Genomic DNA, 26905 nt, shown 5'->3' on the forward strand with positions numbered 1-26905 from the left:
GTCAGTTAATATTGGCTCTAACCAAGCGAATAAGCACAAACAACCCTTCTATTTTATGAGATACTTCATATAAGAAAATAAGGACGATACTGATGAACAAAAGTATTTTATGTTTGGCATTAAGTAGTATGTTTATTTTAACTGCTTGTCAGACTACACCTCGACAATATAATGGTTCAACTGGCTATCAGATTGAAAACCAAACTAAAACTTCAGCGACTTTAGCTTATACTTTAGCTGGTCGTAGTAACCAGCAACTTGATGAGCGTAAATTACAACGTGCTTGCCAAAATGTGTTAGGTGCTCAGAAAGTTTATAAATTATCAATTTTAAGTGTCAATGAAATTCCAAACCCAGCTAAAGATGAGCAGTATGGAATTAAATTGGGTGAAACTCGTGCTTCTTTCGGTTTATCAAACACACCAAGTTTAAATAATGGTGAAGATTATGCGACTCGCCAAGCACTTGAAGCTCGCCCAAGCACATTAAAAGTGGTTCGTTATACTTGTTCATAGAATAAAAAAGACGCTGTTCTTTTACAGCGTCTTATAAAAACTTACATTTTTAAATTCTCTTGCTTCATCCAGGTCTGGCCACGTAGTAGCACTTCTTTCTTCAATTTTTTCATATTTTGGATGACTAAAATTTTTAACTCGGCTATCTGCTACCCAAACTTCTTGTGCAAACTTTAAGAACTCATCTAAAAAGAAACGATTACATTGGTCATATAAAACATCGGCAGCCAATAAAACATCGACTTGTTCAGCCTTATATAAATCGTCCAAATATTCAAGCTCTACGCCATTAAGCAATGCATTTTCACGGCAAGCATTTAGACTAACTTGATCAATGTCACAGCAGATTACTCGTTTTGCTCCTGCCATTTTTGCAGCAATAGCGACTACACCAGAACCCGCGCCAAAATCTAATACCACTTTATCTTTAACATGGTGCGGCTCTGCAAGTATCCACTGAGCCATCGCCAAACCTGATGCCCAACAGAAAATCCAATACGGCGTGTCATTCCAAATACGGCGAATAACTTCATCATCTAAACGATCAGTCGAGAAAACTGGCGGAATCAACCATAAAGAAATAGGAGTTTCAGGCAACTGTTGTGCCATTAACTCACAGTGAGGAATCACTTCATGTAAGGCTTGAAGTAAATATTCAGGTGCGTTGGTCAGTTGAAAGGTACAGCTCATCAGATTTCTTTTAATTCATTTTTATAACAAGCATAACAGAGTCATTCCATTATGATTTGGATTTTTACCTTAACCTTCGGTTGGACCTACTTTTCTTTCGGGAAAAGTAGGCAAAACCATTGTCATCCGCAAAACTCGGCAGATACTCTCTAGAATCGAAAGCATCGCAGAAACATTAAATTTTTAACGTATTTCTGCCTCAAACAATTGCGGATGACGGTTACGCGTATCAAATAACAGCCTAGCGTTAATTAAATTAACCTAAAGCTTTTTCAGCAGCTTCTACAGTTTGACGAATCAAAGTTGTGATTGTCATTGGACCAACACCACCCGGTACTGGTGTATAAGCAGAAGCAATTTCTTCAATACCTTGTAATTGAATATCGCCAACACCGCCGCCATCACGCGGATGGAAACCTGCGTCTACAACAACTGCACCTTGTTTAATCCAATCTTTTTGAATAAGTTCAGCTTTACCTACAGCACCAACAATAATGTCAGCTTGTTTTACAAGCTCAGGTAAATTTTGTGTACGCGAATGGCAAATCGTTACTGTTGCATTTGCTTGTAACAACATCATTGCCATTGGTTTACCTAAAATTGCTGAACGGCCAACTACAACTGCATGTTTGCCCGCAATTTCAATATTATTTTCTTTGAGAATCGTCATAATGCCAGCTGGAGTTGCTGAACCGTACGCAGCTTCACCCATTGCCATACGACCAAAACCAAGGCAAGTTACGCCATCAACATCTTTTGCTAATGAGATTGCATCAAAACATGCACGCTCATCAATTTGTGCAGGAACTGGATGTTGTAAAAGAATACCGTGAACATCTGGATTGGCATTTAGCTTTTCAATTTCAGCTAACAATTGTTCTGTTGTCGTTTCTTGTGGTAATTCGATTTTTAATGAATCCATACCTACGCGGCGGCAGGCATTACCTTTCATACGTACATAAGTTGCAGATGCACCGTCATCCCCAACCAAAATAGTCGCCAAAATCGGGGTACGACCTGTTTTTGCTTTTAAAGCTTCAACACGTACCGACAAATTTTCTTCAATTTGCTTTGCTAATGCACGACCGTCTAAAACCAATGCCACAGCACATCTCCAAGGTAGACATGAATTTAATGTGCCAATAATACATGATAATTTCGCTAATTTTATTCTAGATGTTGTTTTTATGTGCATCTTCGCTCAAAACGGTATTGTTTTTTTCGTAAAGGTTGCTAATATGTGCATCACCAAATGTAGGCGGGGTGGCAGAGTGGTCATGCAGCGGACTGCAACTCCGTGGACGCCGGTTCGATTCCGACCTCCGCCTCCAAATTTGGTAAAGCCCGGGTGGTGAAATAGGTAGACACAGGGGATTTAAAATCCCCCGCCCACAAAGCGTGCCGGTTCGAGTCCGGCCCCGGGCACCATCTTCAAGTACTGAATATGGTGTCATAAAGAATCCAGCGTAAGCTGGTTTTTTTATATCTAAAAAAAGGGCTACATATGTAATCCCTATTCTTTTATGCTTTAAGCAGTTTTCTGATCTTGCTTTAAAGGCGTCAAATTCAGATCCAATATAATCTCGTTTTGCCTGCTTGAATCCACTTGATATTCAGCATTCTTAATTGAATCTAAAAATACCCACTCCGAATGAACTTGTGCCTGATCGAGAGTAACGAGCAAGTATCCGCGTTGATTTAAATTACAATAGACCAATTCATCAATCAATGTAGTAAACGCAAACTCAAACTGCTGTAACTGTGCCAATGGAATACTTAAATATTTTTCTAAGCCAGGAGATGATACAGAGCTTGTTGCCAGTTCAACACCTACATATTTTCCTTTTTGGCTATATAAATAAGATGCCCAAGCATTGTGTGTATCTCCCGCAAGCACAATCATCTTTTTATTAAACTCTGCCAATTTATCGTATACAAGCTCTCGCTCAGCATAGTAACCATCCCAAGCATCTAAATTGTATGGTGCCACCGTCATAATCCTTGCTTTTTCTTGGGCTGTTAATGTCGGATCATTTTGTTGTAAACGAAGTTTTAAAGTGACCAACTCAGTAATTTGTGCGTTCATCTTAGCAAGTGCTTCAGATGAAGTTCCTCCTGAAGTAATCTGCCCTAAAGATGCCAGCAATTCGGCTGGAATCCACATTTTACTCATTAAGACTTGCTGCCCCACCACATTCCATGTTGCTGTAGATTGCTTTAATTTATCTACTAACCAATCTCTTTGCGTATACCCCATTAAAGTACGCGCCGGATTTGTTAAATCTGCTTGAAATTTTACAATATCTAAGCCAGAGGCAGTCATATAGTCCGCATATTCAAGTTGCTTGTCACGCGCAATAATGCGTGTATCTAGCATAGTGAGTTGGACAAGAGAGCCAAAGTTAAACTGGCGATAAATATTTAAATGGTCAGAACTAGAAACTGGACGAATTGGCATCCATTCAAAATAAGCTTGCAGAGCAGCTAATTTACGATCTGAGAAAGATCCTTCGTTACTTTGATGGTTTTCCGCACCATCACGCCAAGCATCGTTCGCTAACTCGTGATCATCCCAAATTACAATAAAAGGATGGCGTTGATGAGCTGCTTGTAAATCTTTATCCTGACGATAAAGTGCATAGCGTTTGCGATAATCATCTAATTTAATAATTTCTTTATTATTGTCAGCAGGTAACGTACGACCTAGCTTTGCAGCATCTTCTGTCGCATAACCATCTGCCCCATACTCATAAATATAGTCACCTAAATGAATAATGACATCGACGTTTTGCTTTGCCATTTCACGATAAACATAAAAGTAACCCGCAGGATAGTTTGAGCAAGAACATACTGCAAAGCTTACTTTATTGGTCGATGTTGGTAATGTTTTCGTCTGCCCTACTGGTGAAACCTTACTACCAAACTTAAAACGGTAGTAGTACACCGTATCTGGTTGTAAACCAGCTGCATCAACTTTCACTGTAAAGTCATCAGTTTTGCTTGTTTCAACCATCCCCGTCTTTAAATTTTGTTTAAACTGATTATCGGTTGAAATTTCCCACACAACTTTTAAGCGTACCCCGGAGTCTGCAGGTGTCAGCCGTGTCCATAAGATGACTTTATCCTGCAAGGGGTCTCCACTTGCGACACCATGAAGAAAATCTGCTTGTATTTGCGGACTTTCATCATCGGAACCATCATTACAACCAGTGAAAGCAACAGGCATAGATAAAGCCCCAAAACCGAGTAGACTTTTTTGAATTAATTCTCGGCGTGAAATTTTCTCTGACATAAAATTCTCTAAGTTTTAAGCAATGAGTGCTTTAAACTTAAGTACATAAGATGAACGTCTGATCTCAGTTTGATGAACAAATCATGACACAAACTGGTTAATTTATATAAATACCGACAAGAACTGATTGAAAATAAAGCAAACTCTCTGTTTTTCTCTTGCCAATCGCGCACTTGTCCTCTATTATTGCGCACATGCCCGGGTGGTGAAATAGGTAGACACAGGGGATTTAAAATCCCCCGCCCACAAAGCGTGCCGGTTCGAGTCCGGCCCCGGGCACCATTTTCAACTATTGAATTTGGTGTTAGAAAGAATCCAGCGTAAGCTGGTTTTTTTTATGTCTGATGAAAATGAAAATTATGATAAAAACAATCATATTTATTTCCACCCTACTTTTTATATCGATTGCAGATGCTGAAGATATATTTAACGGCACAATCTTATTTAAAAATAATGATTGGCACTTTATACGCTGCTCTCTAACTCAGGATGACTACCTAATCAAAACATCTCAAGATGTAATTACTCAATTAAAAGCATTACAACATAAAGAGACAACCTATTGAATAAGCGTATTAGCAGATGTGAATGAACAGCAAAATGGACATTTAATTTTAGAAATTAAAAAAATAGATCAGGTACATTTAAAAGCATCTTGTCATTTATTAGATGCGATTGAAAATTTTGAGAATCGAGAGTAATTACCACTCTCGATTCATAACCAGCTCTTCCATTTCAAGATCTAAAAATCCTGCATCTTGAACTACCATCATCATTGCCTCAGCAATGTAATCGGCAGCACTATCATCAAGCGATGAATCCAGATCTTCAAACTGTGGTTTCATTTCATTAATTTCATTTACAGTCTGATGAGCATATCGATAAACATCTTGATCAGCTAAAGCAGGCTTCTGAACTTTTTTAGCAAATTGTTCAATAAGCTGCTTAAGTTCAGCGACCAAAATATCTGGATAATATTCATCATCAAACATTGGGAGAAGTAGGTCTTCGAACATACAAAAGATTACACAACAGCAAAAACTTGCCGCTTATAACATATTTTCGCAAAAATCACGAGATTTTTACCCAACTCCTCATCCACCTTTATGTGACACACAGGCATCAAATTCAATAAGAATACACTTTATGCATGCTGCATGGCTTGCCAAACTAAAACAGCCTCATGCATCGCTTTCACATCATGTGCTCTTACAATCGACGCTCCTTGCTGAATACTTAACAAATGCCCAGTAACACTTCCTACAGCACGCTGATCAGCAGCTGCACCTTTCAAAGCCTCCCCGATAAAGCGTTTACGAGAAAGACCAGATAAAATTGGAAAGCCCAATTCATTAAGTTTCCAAAATTCTTTTAATAATTTTAAATTCTGCTGTGCATTTTTTGCAAAACCAAACCCAGGATCAATAATAATATTATGCTGCTGAATTCCAGCAACCAAAGCCTCATCAATGCGTTGTTGCAGCTCTTGCATCACATCAAGTGTTACATCACTATATTGATCTAACTGATTCATTGTGGTTGGCTCACCACGCATATGCATAATCACTACAGGTATATCTAACTCTGCTGCGGTCTCCAATGCATTAGGGCGTGTTAGAGCGCGTACATCATTCCAAATATGCGCCCCTGCTGCTTTTGCTGCGCGAATCACCTCTGGCTGGCTCGTATCGATTGATAAAATAATATTATGATGAGATAAAGCTTCAACTACAGGTACCACACGGCGTATTTCTTCTTCAATCGCCACTTCTGAAGCACCAGGTCGAGTAGATTCACCACCAATATCAATAATAGTCGCGCCTTGTTCAATCATACTAAGCGCATGCTCAACCGCTTGGTCTAATTGATTATGTTTACCACCATCGCTAAAAGAATCCGGGGTAACATTTAAAATACCCATAACATGTGGCTGAGATAAATCTAGTTGAAGCTGTCCACACTGTAAAATCTGCTTGGGTAAAGATATTAACTGCATAAAAAGCTCCGGTTCAAAATCAGGTGATATTTTAGCAACTCTATACTTTACATGCTGTTGATTTCTTTTCAGCTTTAGCCGAATTTAAGACAAATAAAAAAAGCCACATGAATGTGGCTTTTTTATTAATTAACTTAATTCATCGCTGGTAATGGCGGTGGAGTAGATGGACCATCTTTCGGTGGTTCAAATGCCGATACCGGATTTTCAGCAATATAAACTTTAGGTGGTTGAGGCTCGCGACCTTCCATGATGTCACGGATTTGCTCACGATCAATAGTTTCCCATTCCATCAACGCTTTAACCATAGCATGTGCGATATCTTTATTATTTTCCAAGATATCACGAGCAACTTTATATTGTTCATCTAAAATACGGCGTACTTCCTGATCAACCTGTTGTTGAGTTGCTTCAGAAATTGTGCGGCTACCTACGTTACCGAAGAATCCATTTTGATTTTCATCTTCGTAAACCATAACACCCATTTTGTCAGACATACCGTACTTCGTAACCATCGCACGAGCCATTTTCGTAGCACGCTCAAAGTCATTTGAAGCACCAGTCGATTGCTGCTGAATAAAGACTTCTTCAGCAATACGACCACCAAACAAAATTGCAATTTCATTTAACATTTTGTCTTTATAGTGGCTAATCTGATCTTGTTCAGGTAACTGCCAAGTTACACCTAAAGCCCAACCACGCGGCATAATTGTTACTTTATGCACAGGGTCAGTACCCGGTAAAATCTCAGCAACAATTGCATGTCCAGCTTCATGATAAGCTGTTGCGCGGCGTTCTTCTTCACGCAGAACCATTGATTTACGTTCTGGCCCCATATAGATCTTATCTTTTGCATCTTCAAAGTCATGCATATCGACAGTGTTCTTATTACGGCGAGCAGCAAACAAGGCAGCTTCGTTTACAAGGTTTGCCAACTGAGCACCAGAGAAACCAGGTGTACCACGTGATAAGACTTTAACATCTACACCAGTCACTGAAGGTAACTTTTTCAAATGTACATTCAGGATTTGCTCACGACCACGGATGTCCGGTAGACCGACCATAACTTGACGGTCGAAACGGCCTGGACGTAACAATGCTTTATCCAACACATCAACACGGTTAGTTGCAGCAATAACGATTACGCCTTCATTACCTTCAAAACCATCCATCTCTACGAGCATTTGGTTTAAGGTTTGTTCGCGTTCATCATGTCCACCGCCAGTACCTGAACCACGGTGACGACCTACTGCATCAATCTCATCAATAAAGATGATACATGGTGCATGACGTTTTGCTTGTTCAAACATATCACGGACACGGGATGCACCCACACCCACAAACATCTCAACAAAGTCAGAACCAGAAATGCTGAAGAATGGAACTTTTGCTTCACCAGCAATAGCTTTAGCTAATAACGTTTTACCAGTACCTGGAGGACCAACCATAAGTACGCCACGTGGAATTGTAGCGCCCAAGCGTTTGAACTTTGCAGGATCTTTTAAGAAATCTACAATTTCTACAACTTCTTGCTTCGCTTCATCACAACCAGCAACGTCAGCAAAAGTCACTTTGATTTGGTCTTCAGAAAGCATTTTTGCTTTTGACTTACCAAAACTCATCGGACCATTTTTACCGCCTGCACCACCACCCATGTTACGCATAAAGAACATGAATAACAGAATGATTAACAGTACAGGGAAACTAGCAATGAGAAGTTGCATCAAAATGCCTTGACGTTGTGGTGCTGTGCCCTCTACAACAACATTTTGCTTGTTTAAGCTTGGCATAAGTTCAGTGTCTTCAACTTGCGGACGAACAGTTTCAAACTGAGATCCGTTAGTTTTTTCACCACTAATATTTAAACCGTCAATCGTGACTTGCTTAATTTGGCCAGCATTCACCGCTGCAACAAAATCTGAATATTTCATTGCAGAAGGCTTATTGCGGTCACTGATATTACTGAAAATTAAAATCAGAACACCCAGTATTATTAGCCACAATACGGCATTCTTGAAGTAATCGCTCAAAGCTTTATTCCCATATCGATCTAATTTGATCATGCCTAATCTTGGCCGATCTTCTTAAAAACAGCAATTGTCTTGCTTGCGGATAACCTAAAAGATACAAAATGCACAATTTTTAGGAGCTTGGCAAGTAAACTTTATTGCAATGCTTTCTTACGCCCTTGTCCAACCAAAAAAACTTCTTTAGATCGTGCCCGAGAAGCTGCTGGTTTTGCTGTTTTTAACACATCAAAACTATCAACGACTTGTTTACGAAACTCATCAAATCCTGCGCCTTGGAACACTTTAACAACAAATTGTCCATTTGGACCCAAGACTTTTTGAGCAAAGTCTAAAGCAAGTTCACATAAGTAAATCTGTCGAGGTTGATCAACAGCCCTATTACCTGATGTATTGGGGGCCATATCAGAAATTACAATGTCTACTTGTCTTCCATTTAAAATATTTAACAATTTTTCAAATACTGCTTCTTCTCTGAAGTCGCCTTGTAAGAAAGTGACATCCGGCAAAGCATCCATAGGTAAAATATCGGAAGCAATAACCAACCCCTTGCTACCAACAAGTTTCCCAGCAATTTGCGACCAACTCCCAGGAGCCGCTCCCAAATCAACCACTGTCATGCCTGGCTTGATCAACTTATATTTTTCTTGAATTTCAAGAAGTTTATATGCTGCTCGTGCACGATATCCTTCCTTTTGTGCTTTTTTTACAAAAGGATCGTCTAGATGTTCCCTCATCCACGCACGACTACTTTTAGACAATTTTTGGTTTGTAATGCGTGTTGCCATAACTCACTAAATATCAAAAAAACTTCTGATTGCTCATTGTACGTGAAAATTACTCTCATTACAGTACGGATGTAACGTAATCTCAATAACTTTTACAGTTTTTTTCCAATAATGTTGATCGATTATTTATACAGTTTTTCGTACATTTGATTTTAAGTTTTTTGCTATACTAAGTCGTTTTTAAAATCAGGTATTTTTAATGGCCGCTTTATCTATTCATGAACGTAAACGTTTACGTCAAATTGGTCATGTGCTTAATCCGGTTGTCATGATTGGTGGACAAGGCTTAACAGATGCTGTAATCGAAGAAACTCTTCGTGCTTTGAATGATCATGAACTCATCAAAGTAAAAGTTGCTGGCGAAGATCGTGAAGCTCGTGCTGCTGTAATCGATGCAATTGTTGAAGCAACTGGTGCTGAAGCTGTGCAAAAAATTGGTAAAATTGTTTTACTTTACAAAAAAGCAGCTAAACAGAACCAACACTTATCTAATCTTGTTCGTCACGCTCACTTAGCAAACTAATTTATTGACTACTTTATGGCAAGTTACGAACTTTCAGCTTTTGATCGTTTTCATGCTGTTTCTGTTGTTGGCGCAATTGAACAGCAAACCCCACATACATTAAATGTGGGTTTTTGGATTCGTGATCCAAACCAACTTATTATCTGGCCTCAAGAAGTTGCAGCTCATCCCCGCCAAGATTTTTTGTGGGAAGAGACTTGTTTTGAGATTTTTATTGGCGTGCATGGTGAAGATTTCTATCGGGAAATTAATCTTTCTCCTTCTCAAGCATGGCAAACTTACCAGTTTGAAGAATATCGCTATCCGGAAAGCATGCCTCCCCTCGTTGCTTACGATATCGAGCTTAATCATCTCAAGCGTACTCACTACGGCTTAAATGTAAGTCTTGATTTAGGTCAGTTTATGCAGCAGCATCATTTAAAATGGGCAAACCTTTATTTAGGTTTAACCGCTGTTTTAAAGACTAAAGATGGTATACAGTACTATGCAATGCAGCATAGTGGACAAAATGCTGATTTTCACAATAAACGTGATTGGCTACATCAGTTTTAAAAATAAAAAAGCGAGAAATTGATTCTCGCTTTTTTATTAATTTTATGAAGCTAAACTTAGTTATCTCTTGCTTTGTTCCAAGCTTCAACCGCATTATTTTTAGTGCGTTTCAAACTCTCACTTAAAGAATCTTTATGCTTCAAAGAGATTTGGCTAATGTCACCTTTAAGTTCTTTGGTGACTTTTGTTAAATCTTCAATTAATGCATTAATTTCAGCTTTTAATGTATTTTTTAGTTCATTTAATCCTTCTTGAGACGTATTGAACTGAGCTTTAATCACATCAAGACGTTGTAAAATATCTTGTTTAATCTGAGCAAACTGATTTTGAATGTTTTGGTTCAACTCTTGAGTCTCAGTCTCAATTTTTTCTTCAGTTTCACTCAATACAACTTTTACTTGTTCTTGAGTTTCATTTATAGCTTCTTTAACTTGCGAAGTTGCTTCTTGAGCGACTTCTTTCACCTGTTCTGTTTTTTCAGCTACAACTTCTTTTACCTGCGTCGCTTTAGCACTCACTGCTTTTTTAGCGCGGGTCGTTGTTTTAGTAACAGCTTCTTTCACTTCGGTTACTTCAGCTTTAACAACATCTGCAACTGTAGAAGCGTTTTCAGCTATATCTTTTGAAACTTGATTGCTCATACTATTTCCTCATATTGTTTATTTTTTTCTGAGATTACAATAAGTGGAATTAGCATAATTTAACCGCCAGATTGTTAGACAATTTGCCAAAAGTATCAATTTCAGACAAGCGGATGAATATTTTTGCAAAAAGCAAGCAAGGAATTATATTTTTTAATAGAAAACAAATAGACTTTTTAGGGTTCCATGCGTATAATGCGCTGTTAAGTTACAAGCGGGCAGACCGATGAGGAGGGGCATGTTTTTTTAGAACATCGCCTATCTTTTTTAGGTCTACTCGCTTTTTTACAGCCGAAATTCAGGAGCTTTGGTTTGAGCATCCCCGCCATTTTAGCCCTCGCAGATGGAACGATCTTTAAAGGAACGTCAATCGGCGCAACGGGAAGTACGACTGGTGAAGTCGTTTTTAACACAGCCATGACAGGCTATCAAGAAATTTTGACTGACCCAAGTTATGCACAACAAATTGTGACATTAACTTACCCTCATATTGGTAACACTGGTTGCAACGAAGAAGACGTTGAATCTGGTCGTATCCATAAAGTATGGGCGAATGGTTTAATTATTCGTGACCTTCCACTACTACACAGTAATTTCCGTTCTGAGCAGTCGTTAGGTGAATATTTACAAGCGCACAATGTTGTTGCAATTGCTGATATTGATACACGTAAACTTACTCGTATTTTACGTGACAAAGGTGCACAAAATGGTTGCATCCTTGCTGGCGAAAATATTACTGAAGAAGAAGCAATTGCTAAAGCTCGCGCTTTTGGTGGTCTAAATGGTTTAGACCTTGCTAAAGAGTGCTGTGATCCAACAGGTTTTGAATGGTCTGAAGGTTCATGGGTATTAGGTAAGGGCTTTACACAACCTGAGTTAAAATATCATGTGGTTGCATACGATTATGGTGTCAAAACCAACATCTTGCGTATGCTTGCAGACCGCGGTTGCAAACTTACTGTTGTCCCTGCTGAAACTCCGGCTGAAAAAGTATTAGCACTTAATCCAGATGGCGTATTCCTTTCAAACGGTCCTGGTGACCCAGCTGCTTGTGACTATGCAATCGAAGCTGTAAACACTATTGTTGAAACCACAACATTACCTGTATTTGGTATCTGTTTAGGACACCAAATCTTGGCACTCGCTTCTGGTGCAAAAACTGTAAAAATGAATCATGGTCACCACGGTGCAAACCACCCTGTACAAAATCTTGAAGATGGTACAGTGATGATTACATCTCAAAACCATGGTTTTGCTGTAGATGCAGAAACATTACCGGCTAACTTAAAAGCAACGCATAAATCATTGTTCGATGGCACCTTACAAGGTATCCACCGTACTGACAAACCAGCTTTCAGCTTCCAAGGTCACCCTGAAGCAAGCCCAGGTCCACATGATTGTGCACCATTGTTCGATCATTTCATCGAACTTATCGAAGCATCTAAACAGTAATTACGGAGCGAATAATGCCTAAACGTACGGATATTAAAAGCATCTTAATTATTGGTGCTGGTCCAATTGTTATTGGTCAGGCTTGTGAGTTTGACTACTCTGGTGCTCAAGCATGTAAAGCGCTTCGTGAAGAAGGCTACCGTGTTATTTTGGTTAACTCTAACCCAGCGACCATTATGACTGACCCATCAATGGCGGATGCAACATATATTGAGCCAATTACTTGGCAAACTGTTGCTCAAATCATTGAAAAAGAGCGTCCAGATGCAGTCCTACCTACGATGGGTGGACAAACTGCATTGAACTGCGCACTTGCACTTGATGAAAATGGCGTATTAGCGAAGTACAATGTAGAACTTATTGGTGCAACTAAAGAAGCGATTGAAAAAGCCGAAGACCGTAAACTCTTCGACATCGCTATGCGCAAAATCGGTTTGGAATGTCCAAAAGCTGCTATTGCTGAAACCATGGAAGAAGCATTGGAAATCCAATCTCGCTTTGGTTTCCCAGTAATTATCCGTCCTTCATTCACAATGGGTGGTTCAGGCGGTGGTATTGCATATAACCGTGAAGAATTCCTTGAAATCTGTGAACGTGGTTTCGACCTCTCTCCTACTCACCAATTATTGATTGATGAATCATTAATCGGCTGGAAAGAATACGAAATGGAAGTTGTTCGTGACAAAAACGACAACTGTATTATCGTATGTGCGATCGAAAACTTTGACCCAATGGGTGTTCACACTGGTGACTCAATCACTGTAGCACCAGCTCAAACATTAACTGACAAAGAATATCAATTGATGCGTAATGCTTCAGTTGCAGTTCTTCGTGAAATTGGTGTTGAGACCGGTGGTTCTAACGTTCAGTTCGGTATTAACCCGAAAGACGGCCGTATGGTTGTGATCGAGATGAACCCTCGTGTATCTCGTTCGTCTGCTCTTGCTTCTAAAGCAACTGGTTTCCCAATTGCAAAAATCGCTGCGAAACTAGCTGTTGGTTACACTCTTGATGAATTGAAAAATGACATCACTGGTGGTGTAACTCCTGCGAGCTTTGAACCAGCAATTGACTATGTTGTAACGAAGATTCCTCGTTTTAACTTTGAGAAGTTCCCACAAGCAGAACCAGTTCTTACCACTCAGATGAAGTCTGTTGGTGAAGTCATGGCAATTGGTCGTAACTTCCAAGAATCTGTACAAAAAGCATTACGTGGTCTTGAAGTTGGTGTAAGCGGTTTTGATGAAAAAATCGAAGCTGGTGCAACAAACGTAAAAGAAACGATTTTAAAAGAGCTTAAAGTTCCGGGTCCTGAGCGTATTTGGTACGTAGCAGATGCATTCCGTCATGGCTTCTCTTTAGATGACGTATTTGAAGCAACTAAAATTGACCGTTGGTTCTTGATCCAAATTCAAGATATCGTCAACACAGAAGCTCAAGTAAAAACTTTAGGTTTTGGTGACTTAAACGCGGACAACATCCGTTCGTTCAAGCGTAAAGGTTTATCTGACCTTCGTATTGCTCACCTTATGGGCATTTCACAAAAGCAATTCCGTAAACAACGTTGGAACTTGGGTGTTTATCCAGTTTACAAACGTGTTGATACATGTGCTGCCGAGTTTGAATCTGGCACAGCATATATGTATTCAACTTACGATGAAGAATGTGAAGCAAATCCATCAAATCGTGACAAGATCATGGTAATTGGTGGTGGTCCAAACCGTATTGGTCAAGGTATCGAATTTGACTACTGCTGTGTACACGCTGCTCTAGCTATGCGTGAAGACGGTTATGAAACAATCATGGTGAACTGTAACCCTGAGACTGTTTCTACCGACTATGACACATCAGATCGTTTGTACTTCGAACCTGTAACACTTGAAGATGTTCTTGAAATCGTTCGTACTGAGAAGCCAAAAGGCGTAATCGTACAATACGGTGGTCAGACTCCACTTAAGTTAGCACGTGCTTTAGAAGAAGCTGGTACTCCTATTATCGGTACTTCTCCAGATGCAATTGACCGTGCAGAAGACCGTGAACGTTTCCAACAAATGATTCAACGTTTACAGCTTCGTCAACCAAACAACAGCATTGTAAAATCTGCTGAAGAAGGTATCTCTGAAGCTGCGAAAGTTGGTTATCCGTTAGTTGTTCGCCCATCTTATGTATTGGGTGGTCGCGCAATGGAAATCGTGTATAACGAAGATGAACTTAAACGTTATCTTCGCGAAGCAGTACAAGCTTCTAACGAAGCCCCTGTTCTTCTTGACCGTTTCCTTGACGATGCAACTGAAGTTGACGTTGACTGCGTATCTGACGGTAAAGATGTTGTGATTGGCGGTATCATGCAGCACATCGAACAAGCAGGTATTCACTCAGGTGACTCTGCGTGTTCTATTCCTCCTTACTCTCTATCTCAAGAGATTCAGGACGAAATGCGTCGTCAAACAGTGGCTATGGCAAAAGAACTTGGTGTTGTTGGCTTGATGAACGTTCAATTCGCAGTTAAAGGCGATGACGTTTATGTTCTTGAAGTTAACCCACGTGCTTCACGTACTGTTCCGTTCGTATCGAAATGTATTGGTGAATCTTTAGCAAAAGTAGCTGCTCGTTGTATGGCGGGTCAATCACTTGAATCTCAAGGCTTTACTAAAGAAATCATTCCAACACACTTTTCTGTGAAAGAAGCAGTTTTCCCATTTGCTAAATTCCAAGGTGTAGATCCTATGCTTGGACCTGAGATGAAATCTACAGGTGAAGTAATGGGTGTTGGTAAGACATTCGGTGAAGCATTCTATAAAGCTGTTTTAGGTTCTAATGACCGCTTACCGGGCTTGCCAACTGAAGGCGAAGAAAAGATTGCTTTCTTATCTGTCCGTGAATCTGATAAGAAATATATCGCTGATATCGCTAAAAAGTTTGTAGCATACGGCTTCAAACTGGTAGCAACAGGTGGAACTTATAAAGTGCTTAAAGAAGCAGGTTTGGAATGTGAACCTGTAAATAAAGTAACTGAAGGTCGTCCACATATTGTTGACCGCTTGAAAAATGGCGAAATACACCTTATTGTCAACACTACTGAAGGCAAACAAGCTCAATATGACTCTGCAATGATTCGTCGTGCTGCCCTACAAGGCAAAGTGTATTACACAACGACTATCAATGGCGCAGAAGCAGTTTGCCAAGCCTTTGCTGTGAAATTGCCAATGGATGTATACCGCTTGCAAGATTTAACTGTAGGTTAATTTTTTTCCGATAAGTCCCGCCACCTTATCGGTGGCGGGATTTTTTCATTTTTTTAACTGTGTTTTCTCAACTTAAGAGGGACCGAAATGCAACGTTATCCAATGACCCCTGAAGGTAAAAGTGCCTTAGAGAAAGAATTACAACATCTGAAATCTGTTGAACGTCCGCGTATTACTCAAGCGATTGCTGAGGCACGTGAACATGGGGACTTAAAAGAAAATGCAGAATATCATGCTGCTCGTGAGCAACAAGGTTTCTGCGAAGGCCGTATCCAAGATATCGAAGGAAAATTGGGTGCTGCACAAGTCATCGATGTTAAAGACTTAGAACAAAACGGTCGTGTTGTATTCGGTGTTACGGTAACGATTGAAAACCTTGATACTGAAGAACGCAAGACTTATAAAATTGTTGGCGATGATGAGGCTGATTTTAAAATTAATAAAATCTCAGTGAACTCACCAATTGCTCGTGGCCTTTTAGGCAAAAATGAAGGTGATGAAGCAAAAATTATCACTCCTCAAGGTGAAGTTGAATACGAAGTTGTAAGTGTAGAATATCTTTAAGATACTACTCTTAAGCCCCTCTTTATGAGGGGTTTTTAATTGCTTTAACTCATTTGTTTGGATAGTAAATTATGGATACACCTCTGATTAACTCGCCAGTCCGTCATTGGTGTGAATTTGAGTTTATTTCCAAAACTGTCAAAAATCCGAATATCCATATCAAGGGTAATTACTCTTACTACTCAGCCTATTGGGATCAAGGTTTTGAGCGTTGTGTAGTGCGCTATTTACATGACAAACCCTCTACTCCAGAAAAACCTATTGATCAGCTTTATATTGGTAATTTTGTATGTTTTGGGGCTGAATGCGTGATTATGATGGGTGGCAATCAGCTTCATAGACCAGATTGGATTGCAACTTTCCCCTTCGATACTCGTAGTTTTTTAGCTGCTGGTGACACCATCATTGCAGATGGCTGTTGGGTTGGAAGCCGTGCAATGATTATGCAAGGCGTAAAAATTGGTGAAGGTGCAGTTATTGCAACTGGAGCCGTTGTAACAAAAGACGTCCCACCCTATGCAATTGTTGGTGGAGTTCCGGCAAAAGTTATTAAATACCGTTTTCCGACAGAGCAAATAGAGAAACTACTCACTTTAAAACTTTATGATTTAGATGAAAAACAAGTTTTAAAAATGCGTGAATATTTGCAAACTGATGATATCAATGCTTTAACAACACATATTGAAAATTTAAGAGATAAATAAAAAATAGTGCCAAGATTTTCTTGTTTCAATAACACAAATCATTACGAGCTAGAATTTAAATCGTAAGAAAAGAAGTATAAAGTATTGAATAAATAAGCATCATTACAATAAGGAACAATCTCATGTCATATCAGCATATTCTTGTACCAATTGATGGTTCTGAAACTTCTACGGTCGCTATGAAAGAAGCCATCAAGCTCGGAAAAGCATTAAATAGTAAAATTACTATCGTACAAGTGATGGCACTTGATCCAATTATTGCGGATCTTTATGTAAAGACTGGTCAAACAAATGAATTGATTGAACGCACTAGAACTTATTTACTCGATATTTTAGAACAAGCCAAACAACAATTTGTACAAGAAGGGCTTACCGTAGAAACCAAATTACTTGAAGGCTTTGTGGTTCATGAAGAAATTATTCAAGCTGCACAAGACATCAATGCAGATCTCATCGTTATGGGTTCGCATGGCCGTACAGGTGTCCGAAAACTTGTATTAGGAAGTGTTGCACAAAAAGTTTTAGGTGAAAGCCATATCCCTGTTTTGATTGTTCGCTAAAAAAACACCTATCTGGCTCAATTTAGTCAGGTAGGTATCTATTTTTTAAATGGAATAACATCTTCACTCGATTGTTCAACTGTTATTGTTTTTTTACTTTTAAAAGCATCCCAAGAATAATTTTTATAATTTAATTGCCATAAATAGTATGGTTGACCAGTATCTTTAAACCTTATGTTTAGAGTCATCCATGCCTCGTCATGACAATGGGGAGATTTCTTATAATCTTGTTCTGAAAAGCATGCACGAATCATTTCACTTGAAGAAAAATTAATATCTTTTAATGCAACTTGATACCGCCCTTTAGACTTAAGCTCAATAAAATCAGCATTTTCTTCAAAACGCCCTCCTCCAGAGTAACCAGTAAACCAAGTATTTAGTACTGCTATGGCATATTCATTTTTATTGAGGGTATAGTGCTGGAAAGATTTTGAGTCCATTAGGACCTAAATCATCAGAATGTGGCTCTTTATTACTATGCTCATAATTTTTAAAGTTCCACTCATTTATTACTGTGTATTGGTTATTCTGCTTTTTAACTTGAGCAATTTGCGGAGTCTCATCTATTAAATAATAAGTCTGATCTTGTGTATTTTTGGGTTTCCACAGCTTAACTTCATCGCTACATTTCTGACTCAACTGCTGACAAATCGAATGTATTTCTTGTGATGAAGCATTCACATTTATAAAAGGTTGGGCTGAAATAGCCTGCTCTGCAAAACTCGATTGCACTGTTAAACCTAATAGTAATATGGCTAGACTCTGCCATTTATAATGCTGCATTTGTATTTGTTCTCTTTAATAATTTTAAGGTTGCCATGCGAACTGCTTTAAGTTCACTTTGCCATTCAACAAATAGACTCCTTCATCTTCAAGCTTTAACTGCTGAACATTCTCACCTTTTTCATTAAATCTGCTTAGGCTAATTTTACCTTGTGAATTAATAACGCGGTACCAAGGCACCTGATGGTCTGCTTCAAGATGTTTAAGAACATAACCCACTAATCTGGCATGTTTAGGTAAACCTGCCATACGTGCTATTTGTCCGTAAGTTGCTACTTTTCCATATGGAATTAAAGCGATGACTTCTAAAATTTGTCGATGTAGTTCATACTGAGTTGTCAAAATGGAATCCATAAAAATTGACATCATTCATATCATATAAAAATTTACTTTAAATCACTTTAGAATAATATGCAGAGATAATGCGATGAATATGAAAAAAACCTTATTGATGATTACAGGAACACTTCTTTGTGCCTCTTGTACAACTACTCCTCCTCAACTAAAGCCAGAGCCATTGATAGAAGAACCTGCTAATAATAGGCCTGTAGTTCCAGTCACTTTCGTTTTTACAACCAACAATCCGTCTGCTGCACGTTTCGACAACCTTGCACAAATGCGAAAAGAAGTTGGTATTTTGAATAAATATTATTTAGATGACCAAGGAAACAAAATATTTAATTTTAAGTTAAATCGTTATATCTCTTATCAAGATTTCTCAAAATTGCACTGCCAACTTAGTAATGAAATAAATCAACCTCGCCCTATTTCTATAGGATCTATGCCTGCAAGCGTCAATGCATGCTTTCCTAAACGTACGACAAGTAAAGAAGTCATTGTTTTTATATACGATGCTTATTCAAAAAAGTTAGAGTTTAATGATATTACGAGCCGAACATTCCGTAATAATGGAAAGCCTTTCATTTTATTAGACTGGAATAGATTAAATTATAATATACAAGCAGGTAGTATTCATGAAATGGGCCACGCTTTCGGCTTGAAACATGTTTGTGCCCCTAATGCTACCAAAACCACACCAACCAATATTATGGCCAGTGCTGAATGTAAATTAGGCAGTGGTGGCTTAAGAAATTTGGGTTTCACCCCATCACAGCTACAAACGATTTTATCGAGTTATCAGCAATACCCTTAAAATTTGATCTCAACGTACCGTCCTAAGTTATCATGGGTACTCGTGTAATCCTCATGGGGCAGTAAAGATGTCATATAAGTACTGGCCTTTGAGAAATCATTAATATCTACTGGATATGGCTGCCAAAAAGTTTTTAAGTTATCCGTATAAATTGGATAAAGTCGAAGCAAGTCCTTTGCTAGATCTATTCTGGCAATACAGCCAAATGGCAAAGAATGATGCTGCTCATATTCTCCATCACTATTAAATACAGCATTGCCGATACCCAACACCACTGGCTTTTGGTTGATAAGCTGAATTGGCTGAATAGTATGAGCACCATGACCAATAATTAGGTCAGCCCCAGCCTGTGTAAGAATACCAGCAAGTTTAATTTGCTCTTTTGTAGGAGGTTTAAAGTCGACTCCCCAATGACAAATAACAATAATTTTATGTTTAGGATGAGCCTGTTTATAAAAAACTATTTGCTCAAGTAAGACACCGTTTAAACAAGCGACTCCACTTCTTGACCCTAGCGCATAAAAGTCATAATCCAAATAAGCAGTGTCTCTATGCCAGTAACCATTAAAAATTGCATAGTGCTTATTTTCAAAAACTATTTCAAAGTAATTGTGAGCATCTTTTTGGTTGTGCCCAGCACCAATATAGGAAACATTAGCCTCGTCCAATTGTTGTAATGTATAGGCCAGCCCTTCATCACCATAATCTTTAAGATGATTATTTGCTAACACCAAATAATTTAGATGAATGCTTTTAAATTCTTCTAATGTCTTTTTAGCATTGGCTTTTAGAATGAATGGCTTTTTATCTTTTAATAGTGATTGGTTTTCTAGAGAAAAGACTGCTTCAAAGTTAGCTATGTTTATGTCATTTTTACCTAAAAATGGCTGTATTTTTTCAAATGAAAAGTGATATCCATATTGTTGTAGAGCATCTATTTGCCTTCTCGACTTACGCTTTTCAGTATAGGTCTCACCGAAATATGTATCTCCAAGAATATTAATAATCCCAGTCTGTGAAGTACAATTCTTCGCCTTTACGCGCTCTTCTTGGAAACAGTGATAATAAGGAACCAAATGCTCGAGACGGTGAATGTCATCTAAAAAAGAGAAAAAGCCAATGCTCTGGTTATCCTCAAGATAAGTGACATAAATTTTTCTAAATTGATGGGAGATATATAAAGCCGAGGTTAGCACTGGATGAGCAATTAAAGGTGTAATCGGTTGATATACTTTATTTTTAAAAGAAAGTGTTTTGAGAAATAAAAGGTTGTTTAGCTCGGCTGGATAGCTATAAATATTTTTTGCCAACAAAAATAGATTTTTTAATTGATTAGGTGATTTTAAAGTTAACTTGTAGTTTTCCGCCCTTTTAGACAGGATCAATTGAGCTTGCTCAACGGAATCAAACAGTATATTGCTTAAGGCATCTTTAACATCATTTGCATGAGTAAAAATTAAGAATTGTAAGAGCTCGACAAATGTATAAGATTCATTTTTTTCTAAACCTAAATTTTGTTCACCAAGTTGCTTAGGCTTTTGCTCAGATACAACATAGGTCTTATTTGCTTCGATGTTTTTTTGTTGAAATTGCTCCAATGCATAATCAATAAGCAATAAAGTTGAAACATCTCCATCAACTTCAAATTTCCAAATCGCATTATCGAAGTTAGTATGATCTAGAGGCGCCAATAACTTAATTTCAAAAAGAGAGTAAGTCATATCTCCTCTCCTTCGAAATCTTTTACGTAGGCTATATAGCCTGATAAGTTATGTTCTTGGTCATCTATTCTTACTCTAAAGCGATCATGTCGCACATAAAAAGCATGTAATATTTTATCTGGACGATCCATATACATCGCCATTTCTGGATAGAAAAAACCCGTAGTTTGGAATTCAGCCCGAAATTTAATGAGTTTTTTTAGCTCTGACATATAAGCTTGTTCAAGAAGCTCTTGATGGCCTTGCTCTTTTAATCGATTTACCATTTTATAAGCAGCCATGAGCATTTCTAATAAAGTGGCATAAGTTGTCTTTCTATTTCTTATAAAAATAAAATGTTTTAAATAATTATTTAAACCAAAAATAAAATATTTTTCTTCAGGACATATTTTTGTAAGCTCATTGGTACAATAACTTAACCAATGATCATGATATTTTTCATATCTTTTATGAATAAAATTATCAAACATTAATTTAACTGTTTCTAATAATCTTTTATCCTGATTTATTTGATATAACCTTAATAAAGCTAATGCTGCTTCGCCATCGTAATAAATAATTCTAAACTTTTCTTTTAAATCATAGTCTGGATAATTTAACACATGGGTAGTTAATCCATCTGAATCAACTAATTTTAAAATACCATTTGCAAGTTTTTCTGCATATTTTAAATATTCAGACTTTTGGGTAATTTCCTGAAATTTCGTTAACATTAAAATAGCTGCTGCGTTTGCACCTAGTTTAATTTCAAACTCCCCTTCTTTTCCATCAATCATAAAAGCAGTTGTAGGGTCTTTTTCTTTATAAAAGTTAGAGAGTGCATATTGCATGGCACTCATTATTTTAGGCAAATATTCAGGTTTATCTTGTACTTCGAAAGTTTCTAATAGTGCATAAAGTGATGTGCAATGACGTACTGTATTATAACTGCGGATATCACGATCAAAAGCAGGAAAATAGCCATAAATGAATTTGCCATTTTCTTGAATCTGACTGTGCAAAAAAGTTGCATTTTTCTCAATAAGCTCTCTAAAATGCTGCTTCTTGTTCTTTACAATACCTCTAATACCATTTGCATCATAACGGCTTGCTAAATTAATGAATTGTCCATTTTCATAAAAAGTTGCATAGGTATCGAAAGTCCAAACATCTTGCAGCTCTTGTAGTCTAATTTGTGGTTTAGTAGCGTTATATTTTTGCTTAATTGCATAGTTCAGATTGTTTTCATCAAAAAAATTAGGTTTGTCATAACTCAAACCTCGAATAATTGCTTTTCCATAGATCTCTTGCTCCAGAAAAACCACTGACCATGCTTCATCAAATGCGATTCCTCTGCGGTAATGATTATTATGAAATTGATGATGAACAAGTTGTTCTATTTGACTCCAACTTTGTTTTTCTAGGTTGTACGCAACATCAATTTTTATATAGTCTGGAAGTTGATTTGGAGAAAACTGTCTATCAATAAAATCGAGTAATTGTATAGTAGCTTGTGAAAAAGCTGTTTTGTCGGTATGCCAGACATGACTTTCCTTGGCAATAATTTGTATTTCAGGCATATCTATATTCCTTTTATATTATTGATTTGAATGATTTTATGTATATTTTTTTACTTAATGCTTTTGAGTTTTTGACCTACAACTTAAAAACATTAAGTAATGTGATCATTTTTACATTAACCACTTTAAAATAAAAAAAACAAATACTAAAGTCCTCAAAGAAAAAAAAGTAATTAATACAAATTTTATATAAATAAAATTCTCGTTCTTATTCTTATAATTTTAAATAAACATAAATTAAATGTTTTATATATAAAACAAATTTAGTTTTTAATTATTGAAACTTATCTTAATTCGATTCTTTATTTAATAATTTTTAATATCTGAATAAAATAAAATATATTATTAATGATATATATAGAAAAAAAATGGCTTTAGTGAATATTTTACTATTACACTAAAGCCATACTTTTTAAATTTAATTAAATATACTTTTAAGTTGTTCTAAAAATTATCAGGGCTTTCAAAGCGTTTTACTTCTTGTAACTTATTTGGATCATGCATAGTTGCAATACCATCTTCAGTTTTTTGATCAACAATAACGTCTGGATTAAAGATTGTAATTGTTTCTCTTCCCAACGCATCTTCTCCAACTACATATTGAAAACCACGGCGATTCATTTTATGGCATAGTTTTTGGTAAAAACCTTTAAGTCCTTCCTTTTCTTCATTTGGATTGTAATAAAAGGCATTCATTACCGCTGGTAAGCCCAGACCACACACTACACCAGATAACAATACGCTAATAAAGGTGTATCCAATGAGAATACTACTATAAGGGCTAAGCGCGGGAATATTTGCAACTGCTAAAATTAAAGCAAGTGAAATGCCCCCCCTAACCCCTCCCCAAGATAAAATGGTTAAACTACCATTGTAACTTTTGGTCTTTCGCATTGTTGGGAAGAAGGCAAAAGACATAAAGTTTGCCGCAAAACGCGAAATATGCAGAATAAGGAAAGCAACAATTCCACCCAAAATCAGGCTAAAGTTTAAATCTAGAATAAATAATTCAAGACCAATTAAAGTAAATAAGAATGAATTGATAATTCCTTCTACTGTATGCCAAAAATGGTTAACTTCTCTAATCTCACGTTCTTCACGAATTTCTTTCCATTTATTTCCAACAATTAACCCCCCAATCACACAAGCAATTGGTGCAGATGCATGGGCGAATAAAGCCACCAGATATGCGCCACTGGCCAGCAATGCCGTCGTTAAAATCAAGGATTCCATTTCGTGCTTACCACGTAATAGACGTAATGTTCCTATACCAAATGCCCATCCAATACCAATGGCGACCACAATTTCATAAAGTAAAGCTTCTAACGTTGCAACTAATGAAAAATGTTCACCTTGTAAAACATTCAGTAGTGTCATAAATAATGCAATACACATTGCATCATTAAATAAAGACTCGCCTTCTAATTTCACAATAAGATGATGGGGTGCCCGAATCGAACTTAAAACGCCCTTAATACCAATGGGGTCTGTTGCACCCAAGGCAGCACCTAACAATAGAAGAACCAATATTGGTACATGATGGCCAATCAACAATTGGAAACCATAAAGTAAACCACCAAACAATACTGCACAGATAACGAGTGCAATCGTTGCTAAAATACTAATTTGTTTCCAATAACTTCTTAAATCTGAAATTTTAAATTTAAGTGCTGAAGATGTCAGAATAAAACAAATAACACCATTAATTAAAAAGTCATAGAAATCAATATTTCGAACTGCATTTTCAATATTATGAATATTAATGCTAATGAACTGATTACCATTTAAGAGACTGGCGCCCCATTGCAAAATGAAGACAAAAATTGCAGAAACAAGAGGTACGCCAATCGCTTGAGGAAAGCCTAAAATACGCTTATTGAATATTGTGGTTGCAATTGATAAGGCAAATACAACCGTAAATGCTTGTAATAAGAAAAAATTACCCATGAACACCCTTCTTCTGGGTCAATGACCAAATAAAAACCTAGACAGCTAAACTGAACAGAGCGAGAAAATGGGCACTTCATATGCGCCCAAACAATTAAAAATAGAATATAAGTTTAACGAATTACGCAAGCACTATAGCAATCAGTTAAATTTCTTAACATTAATTATGAATCAGAGAGATTATAAAAAATGAGTTCACCTGAACCTATGGCAAACTCATCTTTGTAGTTCAAATAGCGTTATTAAAAGTATCGCATTGATTAATATCACCTGACTTTAACCCCACCTGAAACCAATGCATCCTTTGCTCACTGGTGCCATGGGTAAAACTATCAGGCACAACTTGACCAGTTGCTCGTTTTTGTAAATAGTCATCACCAATTTTTTGAGCAGCATCCATTGCTTCTTCAACATCACCTGCCTCTAAAAACTGAGTACGCTGTTGATTATGATTTGCCCATATACCTGCTAAACAGTCAGCTTGTAACTCTTGACGAACAGATAACTGATTACCTTCTTTCTGACTGACTTGCGAACGAGCTTGTTGCACTTGCGAAGAAATACCAAGCAAGGTTTGAACATGATGGCCCACTTCATGCGCAACAACATAGGCTTGTGCAAAATCACCTGCCTGATCTTGGCGAGAGAGCTCTGATTTATTTTGCTCACCCGAGATACCCATTTGCTCACGCATATCTTTAAAAAATTCAGTATCGATATAAACTTTCTGGTCAGCCGGACAATAAAAGGGCCCCATAGCAGATTGAGCAGTGCCACAACCTGAACGAGTCATTCCACTAAATAAAACCAACTTTGGTGGCGTATAAGTTTTACCTAACTGTTTAAATATAGGTGTCCAGGTATCTTCTGTATCAGCTAATACTGTTCCAACAAAATCTGAAGCTTCTTTTTGCTCAGGTGTTAAAGTTTGCGGTGCAGTTTCATTTGATTGTTGTGAAGCAGTAACCTGCTGCGTTGCCTGATAGGCCATTTGTGGATCAACGCCAAAAAATTTCCATGCAACAAATGCTACGACCAAACCAATAATACTAATACCACCTGCTTTAACACCGCCCCCACCTCGACGGTCCTCAACATTGGTACTGACTCTACGATCTCTCCAACGCATAATTTCCCTCTTATTTTAGAATGGCATCAAGAGTTCGATGCTTTTTTAGGCCAAATTTTTTGTATTAAACTTACGATAAGTAATACAACGGCACCAGCAATCATTCCTATCGCAAAGTTCATCAATGTTGGTGTTAAAGCACCAATAATATTTCCGACCGCAGGTATAGTTTCTAAATGATCGACCGTATCTTCAGTAATATGATGAAGTAAAGGAATCGTATGGTTAATAATCCCTCCACCTACTAAAAACATTGCAATAGTTCCAACAATAGAAAGTAACTTCATCAAAAGAGGAGCAAAAGCAAGTAAAGCACGTCCCAATGTTTGTTTGAAAGAAGCAGCTTGTTTTGTTAAATATAATCCTAAATCATCAATTTTAACAATCACACCAACCAAGCCATAAACACCTAGTGTCATCACAACAGCAATAATGCTAAGGACACTTATTTTTGTCATTAAAGCAGCAGTAGCAACTGTACCTAAAGAAATAACAACAATTTCAGCAGATAAAATAAAGTCAGTTCGAATAGCTCCTTTTACTTTCTCTTTTTCAAAGGCTTCTAAATCTAACTCTTCATTATTAAACTCTTTTTCTGCTTCTTGAGAGGTCGAAGCTTTTTTATGCATGATGGTATGAAGAACCTTTTCAACACCTTCATAACATAAAAATAAGCCACCTAGCATCAATAGCGGGTTAATCAACCAAGGAGCAATCACACTGATTAATAACGCCAAAGGTACTAAAATAAGCTTATTAACTAATGAACCTTTAGCGACTTTCCACACAATAGGTAGTTCACGATCAGCGCGCACACCAGTTACCTGTTGTGCATTTAAGGCCAAATCATCTCCTAAAACACCAGCAGTTTTCTTTGCTGCCATTTTGCTCATTAAAGCGACATCATCTAAAATTGTTGCAATATCATCTAGTAATAAAAGTAAGCCACTTGCCATTTCTTATCCAAGGTTGTATTTATCTGGCTATTGTAAGATGAAATATTCTAGTTTCTGTAATTTTACTGAATAAATTCACAATATTATTTTAAGAAAGTTTAACCAATC

The 26905-nt window shown here is 37.5% G+C and carries 22 protein-coding genes, 3 tRNA genes and 2 pseudogenes; 12 read left to right on the forward strand and 15 right to left on the reverse strand.

From position 1 onward, the window contains the following. Positions 1 to 92 precede the first annotated feature (92 nt). Positions 93 to 515 carry a hypothetical protein gene (locus tag MSG95_RS05615; protein WP_004699645.1) on the forward strand — a complete coding sequence of 141 codons (423 nt, stop codon included), beginning with the start codon at positions 93 to 95 and terminating at the stop codon, positions 513 to 515. A gap of 21 nt (positions 516 to 536) precedes the next feature. On the opposite strand, the gene MSG95_RS05620 is transcribed toward MSG95_RS05615, so the two are convergent. Together MSG95_RS05620 and folD are read right to left on the reverse strand one after the other, a co-directional pair. Then, the gene (locus MSG95_RS05620) at positions 537 to 1205 is read right to left on the reverse strand and encodes a class I SAM-dependent methyltransferase (protein WP_004699643.1); all 669 of its coding nucleotides are present in this window, start codon (positions 1203 to 1205) and stop codon (positions 537 to 539) included. Between the two features lie 256 nt (positions 1206 to 1461). After that, complete coding sequence (gene folD / locus MSG95_RS05625; protein WP_016140185.1) at positions 1462 to 2310, reverse strand: bifunctional methylenetetrahydrofolate dehydrogenase/methenyltetrahydrofolate cyclohydrolase FolD; 849 nt, start codon at positions 2308 to 2310, stop codon at positions 1462 to 1464. 152 nt (positions 2311 to 2462) lie between these two features. On the opposite strand from folD, the gene MSG95_RS05630 reads away from it, so the two are divergent. Both MSG95_RS05630 and MSG95_RS05635 read left to right on the forward strand, forming a co-directional pair. Further along, positions 2463 to 2536, forward strand: a tRNA-Cys gene (locus tag MSG95_RS05630). A gap of 11 nt (positions 2537 to 2547) precedes the next feature. Beyond that, positions 2548 to 2633: transfer RNA gene (locus MSG95_RS05635), tRNA-Leu, on the forward strand. 100 nt (positions 2634 to 2733) lie between these two features. On the opposite strand, the gene MSG95_RS05640 is transcribed toward MSG95_RS05635, so the two are convergent. Further along, positions 2734 to 4497: an alkaline phosphatase D family protein gene (locus MSG95_RS05640; RefSeq protein ID WP_004699639.1), complete on the reverse strand. Its 1764-nt coding sequence runs from the start codon at positions 4495 to 4497 to the stop codon at positions 2734 to 2736. Between the two features lie 196 nt (positions 4498 to 4693). On the opposite strand from MSG95_RS05640, the gene MSG95_RS05645 reads away from it, so the two are divergent. Beyond that, positions 4694 to 4779 (forward strand) — tRNA-Leu (locus MSG95_RS05645). Between the two features lie 419 nt (positions 4780 to 5198). Here MSG95_RS05645 and MSG95_RS05650 read toward each other — a convergent pair. From MSG95_RS05650 to rlmE, 4 genes are all read right to left on the reverse strand, one after another. Further along, positions 5199 to 5513 (reverse strand): DUF5713 family protein, encoded by a 315-nt coding sequence (locus MSG95_RS05650; RefSeq protein WP_004699637.1) that lies wholly within the window; start codon positions 5511 to 5513, stop codon positions 5199 to 5201. A gap of 128 nt (positions 5514 to 5641) precedes the next feature. Further along, positions 5642 to 6493, reverse strand: coding sequence for a dihydropteroate synthase (gene folP / locus MSG95_RS05655; protein ID WP_004699635.1), 852 nt, complete (start codon positions 6491 to 6493; stop codon positions 5642 to 5644). Positions 6494 to 6627: 134 nt separating this feature from the next. Further along, entirely contained in the window at positions 6628 to 8523 is a 1896-nt protein-coding gene (gene ftsH, locus MSG95_RS05660; RefSeq protein ID WP_025469076.1) for an ATP-dependent zinc metalloprotease FtsH, read from the reverse strand. 134 nt (positions 8524 to 8657) lie between these two features. Continuing rightward, positions 8658 to 9308, reverse strand: a complete 651-nt coding sequence (rlmE, locus tag MSG95_RS05665) for a 23S rRNA (uridine(2552)-2'-O)-methyltransferase RlmE (protein WP_000235573.1) — start codon at positions 9306 to 9308, stop codon at positions 8658 to 8660. A gap of 199 nt (positions 9309 to 9507) precedes the next feature. Here rlmE and yhbY point away from each other — a divergent pair, with 199 nt between their 5' ends. Further along, positions 9508 to 9831 (forward strand): ribosome assembly RNA-binding protein YhbY, encoded by a 324-nt coding sequence (gene yhbY, locus MSG95_RS05670; RefSeq protein WP_004699631.1) that lies wholly within the window; start codon positions 9508 to 9510, stop codon positions 9829 to 9831. A gap of 15 nt (positions 9832 to 9846) precedes the next feature. Next, positions 9847 to 10383 (forward strand): DOMON-like domain-containing protein, encoded by a 537-nt coding sequence (locus MSG95_RS05675; protein ID WP_004699629.1) that lies wholly within the window; start codon positions 9847 to 9849, stop codon positions 10381 to 10383. A 56-nt stretch (positions 10384 to 10439) separates the two neighbouring features. On the opposite strand, the gene MSG95_RS05680 is transcribed toward MSG95_RS05675, so the two are convergent. Beyond that, on the reverse strand, positions 10440 to 11024 hold the full coding sequence (locus MSG95_RS05680; RefSeq protein ID WP_004699627.1) for a hypothetical protein: 585 nt from the start codon (positions 11022 to 11024) through the stop codon (positions 10440 to 10442). 312 nt (positions 11025 to 11336) lie between these two features. Between MSG95_RS05680 and carA the strand changes: the two genes are divergently transcribed. The 5 genes from carA to MSG95_RS05705 all read left to right on the forward strand — a co-directional run bounded on the left by carA (position 11337) and on the right by MSG95_RS05705 (position 17549). Continuing rightward, positions 11337 to 12476, forward strand: coding sequence for a glutamine-hydrolyzing carbamoyl-phosphate synthase small subunit (gene carA, locus MSG95_RS05685; RefSeq protein WP_039253009.1), 1140 nt, complete (start codon positions 11337 to 11339; stop codon positions 12474 to 12476). Positions 12477 to 12490: 14 nt separating this feature from the next. After that, the gene (gene carB, locus MSG95_RS05690) at positions 12491 to 15721 is read left to right on the forward strand and encodes a carbamoyl-phosphate synthase large subunit (protein ID WP_004699623.1); all 3231 of its coding nucleotides are present in this window, start codon (positions 12491 to 12493) and stop codon (positions 15719 to 15721) included. A gap of 87 nt (positions 15722 to 15808) precedes the next feature. Further along, positions 15809 to 16285, forward strand: coding sequence for a transcription elongation factor GreA (gene greA / locus MSG95_RS05695; RefSeq protein ID WP_004699621.1), 477 nt, complete (start codon positions 15809 to 15811; stop codon positions 16283 to 16285). A gap of 71 nt (positions 16286 to 16356) precedes the next feature. Further along, positions 16357 to 16989 carry a CatB-related O-acetyltransferase gene (locus MSG95_RS05700; protein ID WP_004699619.1) on the forward strand — a complete coding sequence of 211 codons (633 nt, stop codon included), beginning with the start codon at positions 16357 to 16359 and terminating at the stop codon, positions 16987 to 16989. Positions 16990 to 17111: 122 nt separating this feature from the next. Further along, the gene (locus MSG95_RS05705) at positions 17112 to 17549 is read left to right on the forward strand and encodes a universal stress protein (protein ID WP_004699616.1); all 438 of its coding nucleotides are present in this window, start codon (positions 17112 to 17114) and stop codon (positions 17547 to 17549) included. A 38-nt stretch (positions 17550 to 17587) separates the two neighbouring features. Here the strand turns inward: MSG95_RS05705 and MSG95_RS05710 are convergent. Continuing rightward, a pseudogene (locus MSG95_RS05710) lies at positions 17588 to 18332 on the reverse strand (hypothetical protein). Between the two features lie 24 nt (positions 18333 to 18356). Then, the gene (locus MSG95_RS05715) at positions 18357 to 18686 is read right to left on the reverse strand and encodes an MGMT family protein (RefSeq protein WP_029767333.1); all 330 of its coding nucleotides are present in this window, start codon (positions 18684 to 18686) and stop codon (positions 18357 to 18359) included. 79 nt (positions 18687 to 18765) lie between these two features. On the opposite strand from MSG95_RS05715, the gene MSG95_RS05720 reads away from it, so the two are divergent. Then, positions 18766 to 19485 carry a metalloprotease gene (locus MSG95_RS05720; protein WP_025469075.1) on the forward strand — a complete coding sequence of 240 codons (720 nt, stop codon included), beginning with the start codon at positions 18766 to 18768 and terminating at the stop codon, positions 19483 to 19485. Here MSG95_RS05720 and MSG95_RS05725 read toward each other — a convergent pair. The 5 genes and pseudogenes from MSG95_RS05725 to MSG95_RS05745 form a co-directional block, all read right to left on the reverse strand. Then, a complete protein-coding gene (locus MSG95_RS05725) occupies positions 19482 to 21206 on the reverse strand; it encodes a CapA family protein (RefSeq protein WP_004699606.1) in 1725 nt (574 codons plus the stop codon). The genes MSG95_RS05720 and MSG95_RS05725 overlap by 4 nt on opposite strands. Beyond that, positions 21203 to 22732, reverse strand: a pseudogene (locus MSG95_RS05730) (poly alpha-glucosyltransferase); the annotation flags it as partial. The pseudogene MSG95_RS05730 and the gene MSG95_RS05725, both read right to left, overlap by 4 nt. Before the next feature lie 477 nt (positions 22733 to 23209). Next, positions 23210 to 24712, reverse strand: a complete 1503-nt coding sequence (locus MSG95_RS05735; RefSeq protein WP_004705905.1) for a cation:proton antiporter — start codon at positions 24710 to 24712, stop codon at positions 23210 to 23212. A 229-nt stretch (positions 24713 to 24941) separates the two neighbouring features. Beyond that, entirely contained in the window at positions 24942 to 25841 is a 900-nt protein-coding gene (locus tag MSG95_RS05740; protein WP_004705901.1) for a neutral zinc metallopeptidase, read from the reverse strand. Positions 25842 to 25867: 26 nt separating this feature from the next. Then, entirely contained in the window at positions 25868 to 26797 is a 930-nt protein-coding gene (locus tag MSG95_RS05745; RefSeq protein WP_004705899.1) for a DUF808 domain-containing protein, read from the reverse strand. Between the last annotated feature and the right edge of the window lie 108 nt (positions 26798 to 26905).

The sequence above is a fragment of the Acinetobacter sp. IK23 genome (assembly GCF_035615275.1).
GTDB lineage: Bacteria > Pseudomonadota > Gammaproteobacteria > Pseudomonadales > Moraxellaceae > Acinetobacter > Acinetobacter seifertii.

Coding starts and splice junctions, on each gene's coding strand:
- MSG95_RS05615 (WP_004699645.1), top strand. CDS start 93: ATGAACAAAAGTATTTTATGTTTGGCATTAAGTAGTATGTTTATTTTA.
- MSG95_RS05620 (WP_004699643.1), bottom strand. CDS start 1,205: ATGAGCTGTACCTTTCAACTGACCAACGCACCTGAATATTTACTTCAA.
- MSG95_RS05640 (WP_004699639.1), bottom strand. CDS start 4,497: ATGTCAGAGAAAATTTCACGCCGAGAATTAATTCAAAAAAGTCTACTC.
- MSG95_RS05650 (WP_004699637.1), bottom strand. CDS start 5,513: ATGTTCGAAGACCTACTTCTCCCAATGTTTGATGATGAATATTATCCA.
- folP (WP_004699635.1), bottom strand. CDS start 6,493: ATGCAGTTAATATCTTTACCCAAGCAGATTTTACAGTGTGGACAGCTT.
- rlmE (WP_000235573.1), bottom strand. CDS start 9,308: ATGGCAACACGCATTACAAACCAAAAATTGTCTAAAAGTAGTCGTGCG.
- yhbY (WP_004699631.1), top strand. CDS start 9,508: ATGGCCGCTTTATCTATTCATGAACGTAAACGTTTACGTCAAATTGGT.
- MSG95_RS05675 (WP_004699629.1), top strand. CDS start 9,847: ATGGCAAGTTACGAACTTTCAGCTTTTGATCGTTTTCATGCTGTTTCT.
- MSG95_RS05680 (WP_004699627.1), bottom strand. CDS start 11,024: ATGAGCAATCAAGTTTCAAAAGATATAGCTGAAAACGCTTCTACAGTT.
- carB (WP_004699623.1), top strand. CDS start 12,491: ATGCCTAAACGTACGGATATTAAAAGCATCTTAATTATTGGTGCTGGT.
- greA (WP_004699621.1), top strand. CDS start 15,809: ATGCAACGTTATCCAATGACCCCTGAAGGTAAAAGTGCCTTAGAGAAA.
- MSG95_RS05700 (WP_004699619.1), top strand. CDS start 16,357: ATGGATACACCTCTGATTAACTCGCCAGTCCGTCATTGGTGTGAATTT.
- MSG95_RS05705 (WP_004699616.1), top strand. CDS start 17,112: ATGTCATATCAGCATATTCTTGTACCAATTGATGGTTCTGAAACTTCT.
- MSG95_RS05715 (WP_029767333.1), bottom strand. CDS start 18,686: ATGGATTCCATTTTGACAACTCAGTATGAACTACATCGACAAATTTTA.
- MSG95_RS05720 (WP_025469075.1), top strand. CDS start 18,766: ATGAAAAAAACCTTATTGATGATTACAGGAACACTTCTTTGTGCCTCT.
- MSG95_RS05725 (WP_004699606.1), bottom strand. CDS start 21,206: ATGACTTACTCTCTTTTTGAAATTAAGTTATTGGCGCCTCTAGATCAT.
- MSG95_RS05735 (WP_004705905.1), bottom strand. CDS start 24,712: ATGGGTAATTTTTTCTTATTACAAGCATTTACGGTTGTATTTGCCTTA.
- MSG95_RS05740 (WP_004705901.1), bottom strand. CDS start 25,841: ATGCGTTGGAGAGATCGTAGAGTCAGTACCAATGTTGAGGACCGTCGA.
- MSG95_RS05745 (WP_004705899.1), bottom strand. CDS start 26,797: ATGGCAAGTGGCTTACTTTTATTACTAGATGATATTGCAACAATTTTA.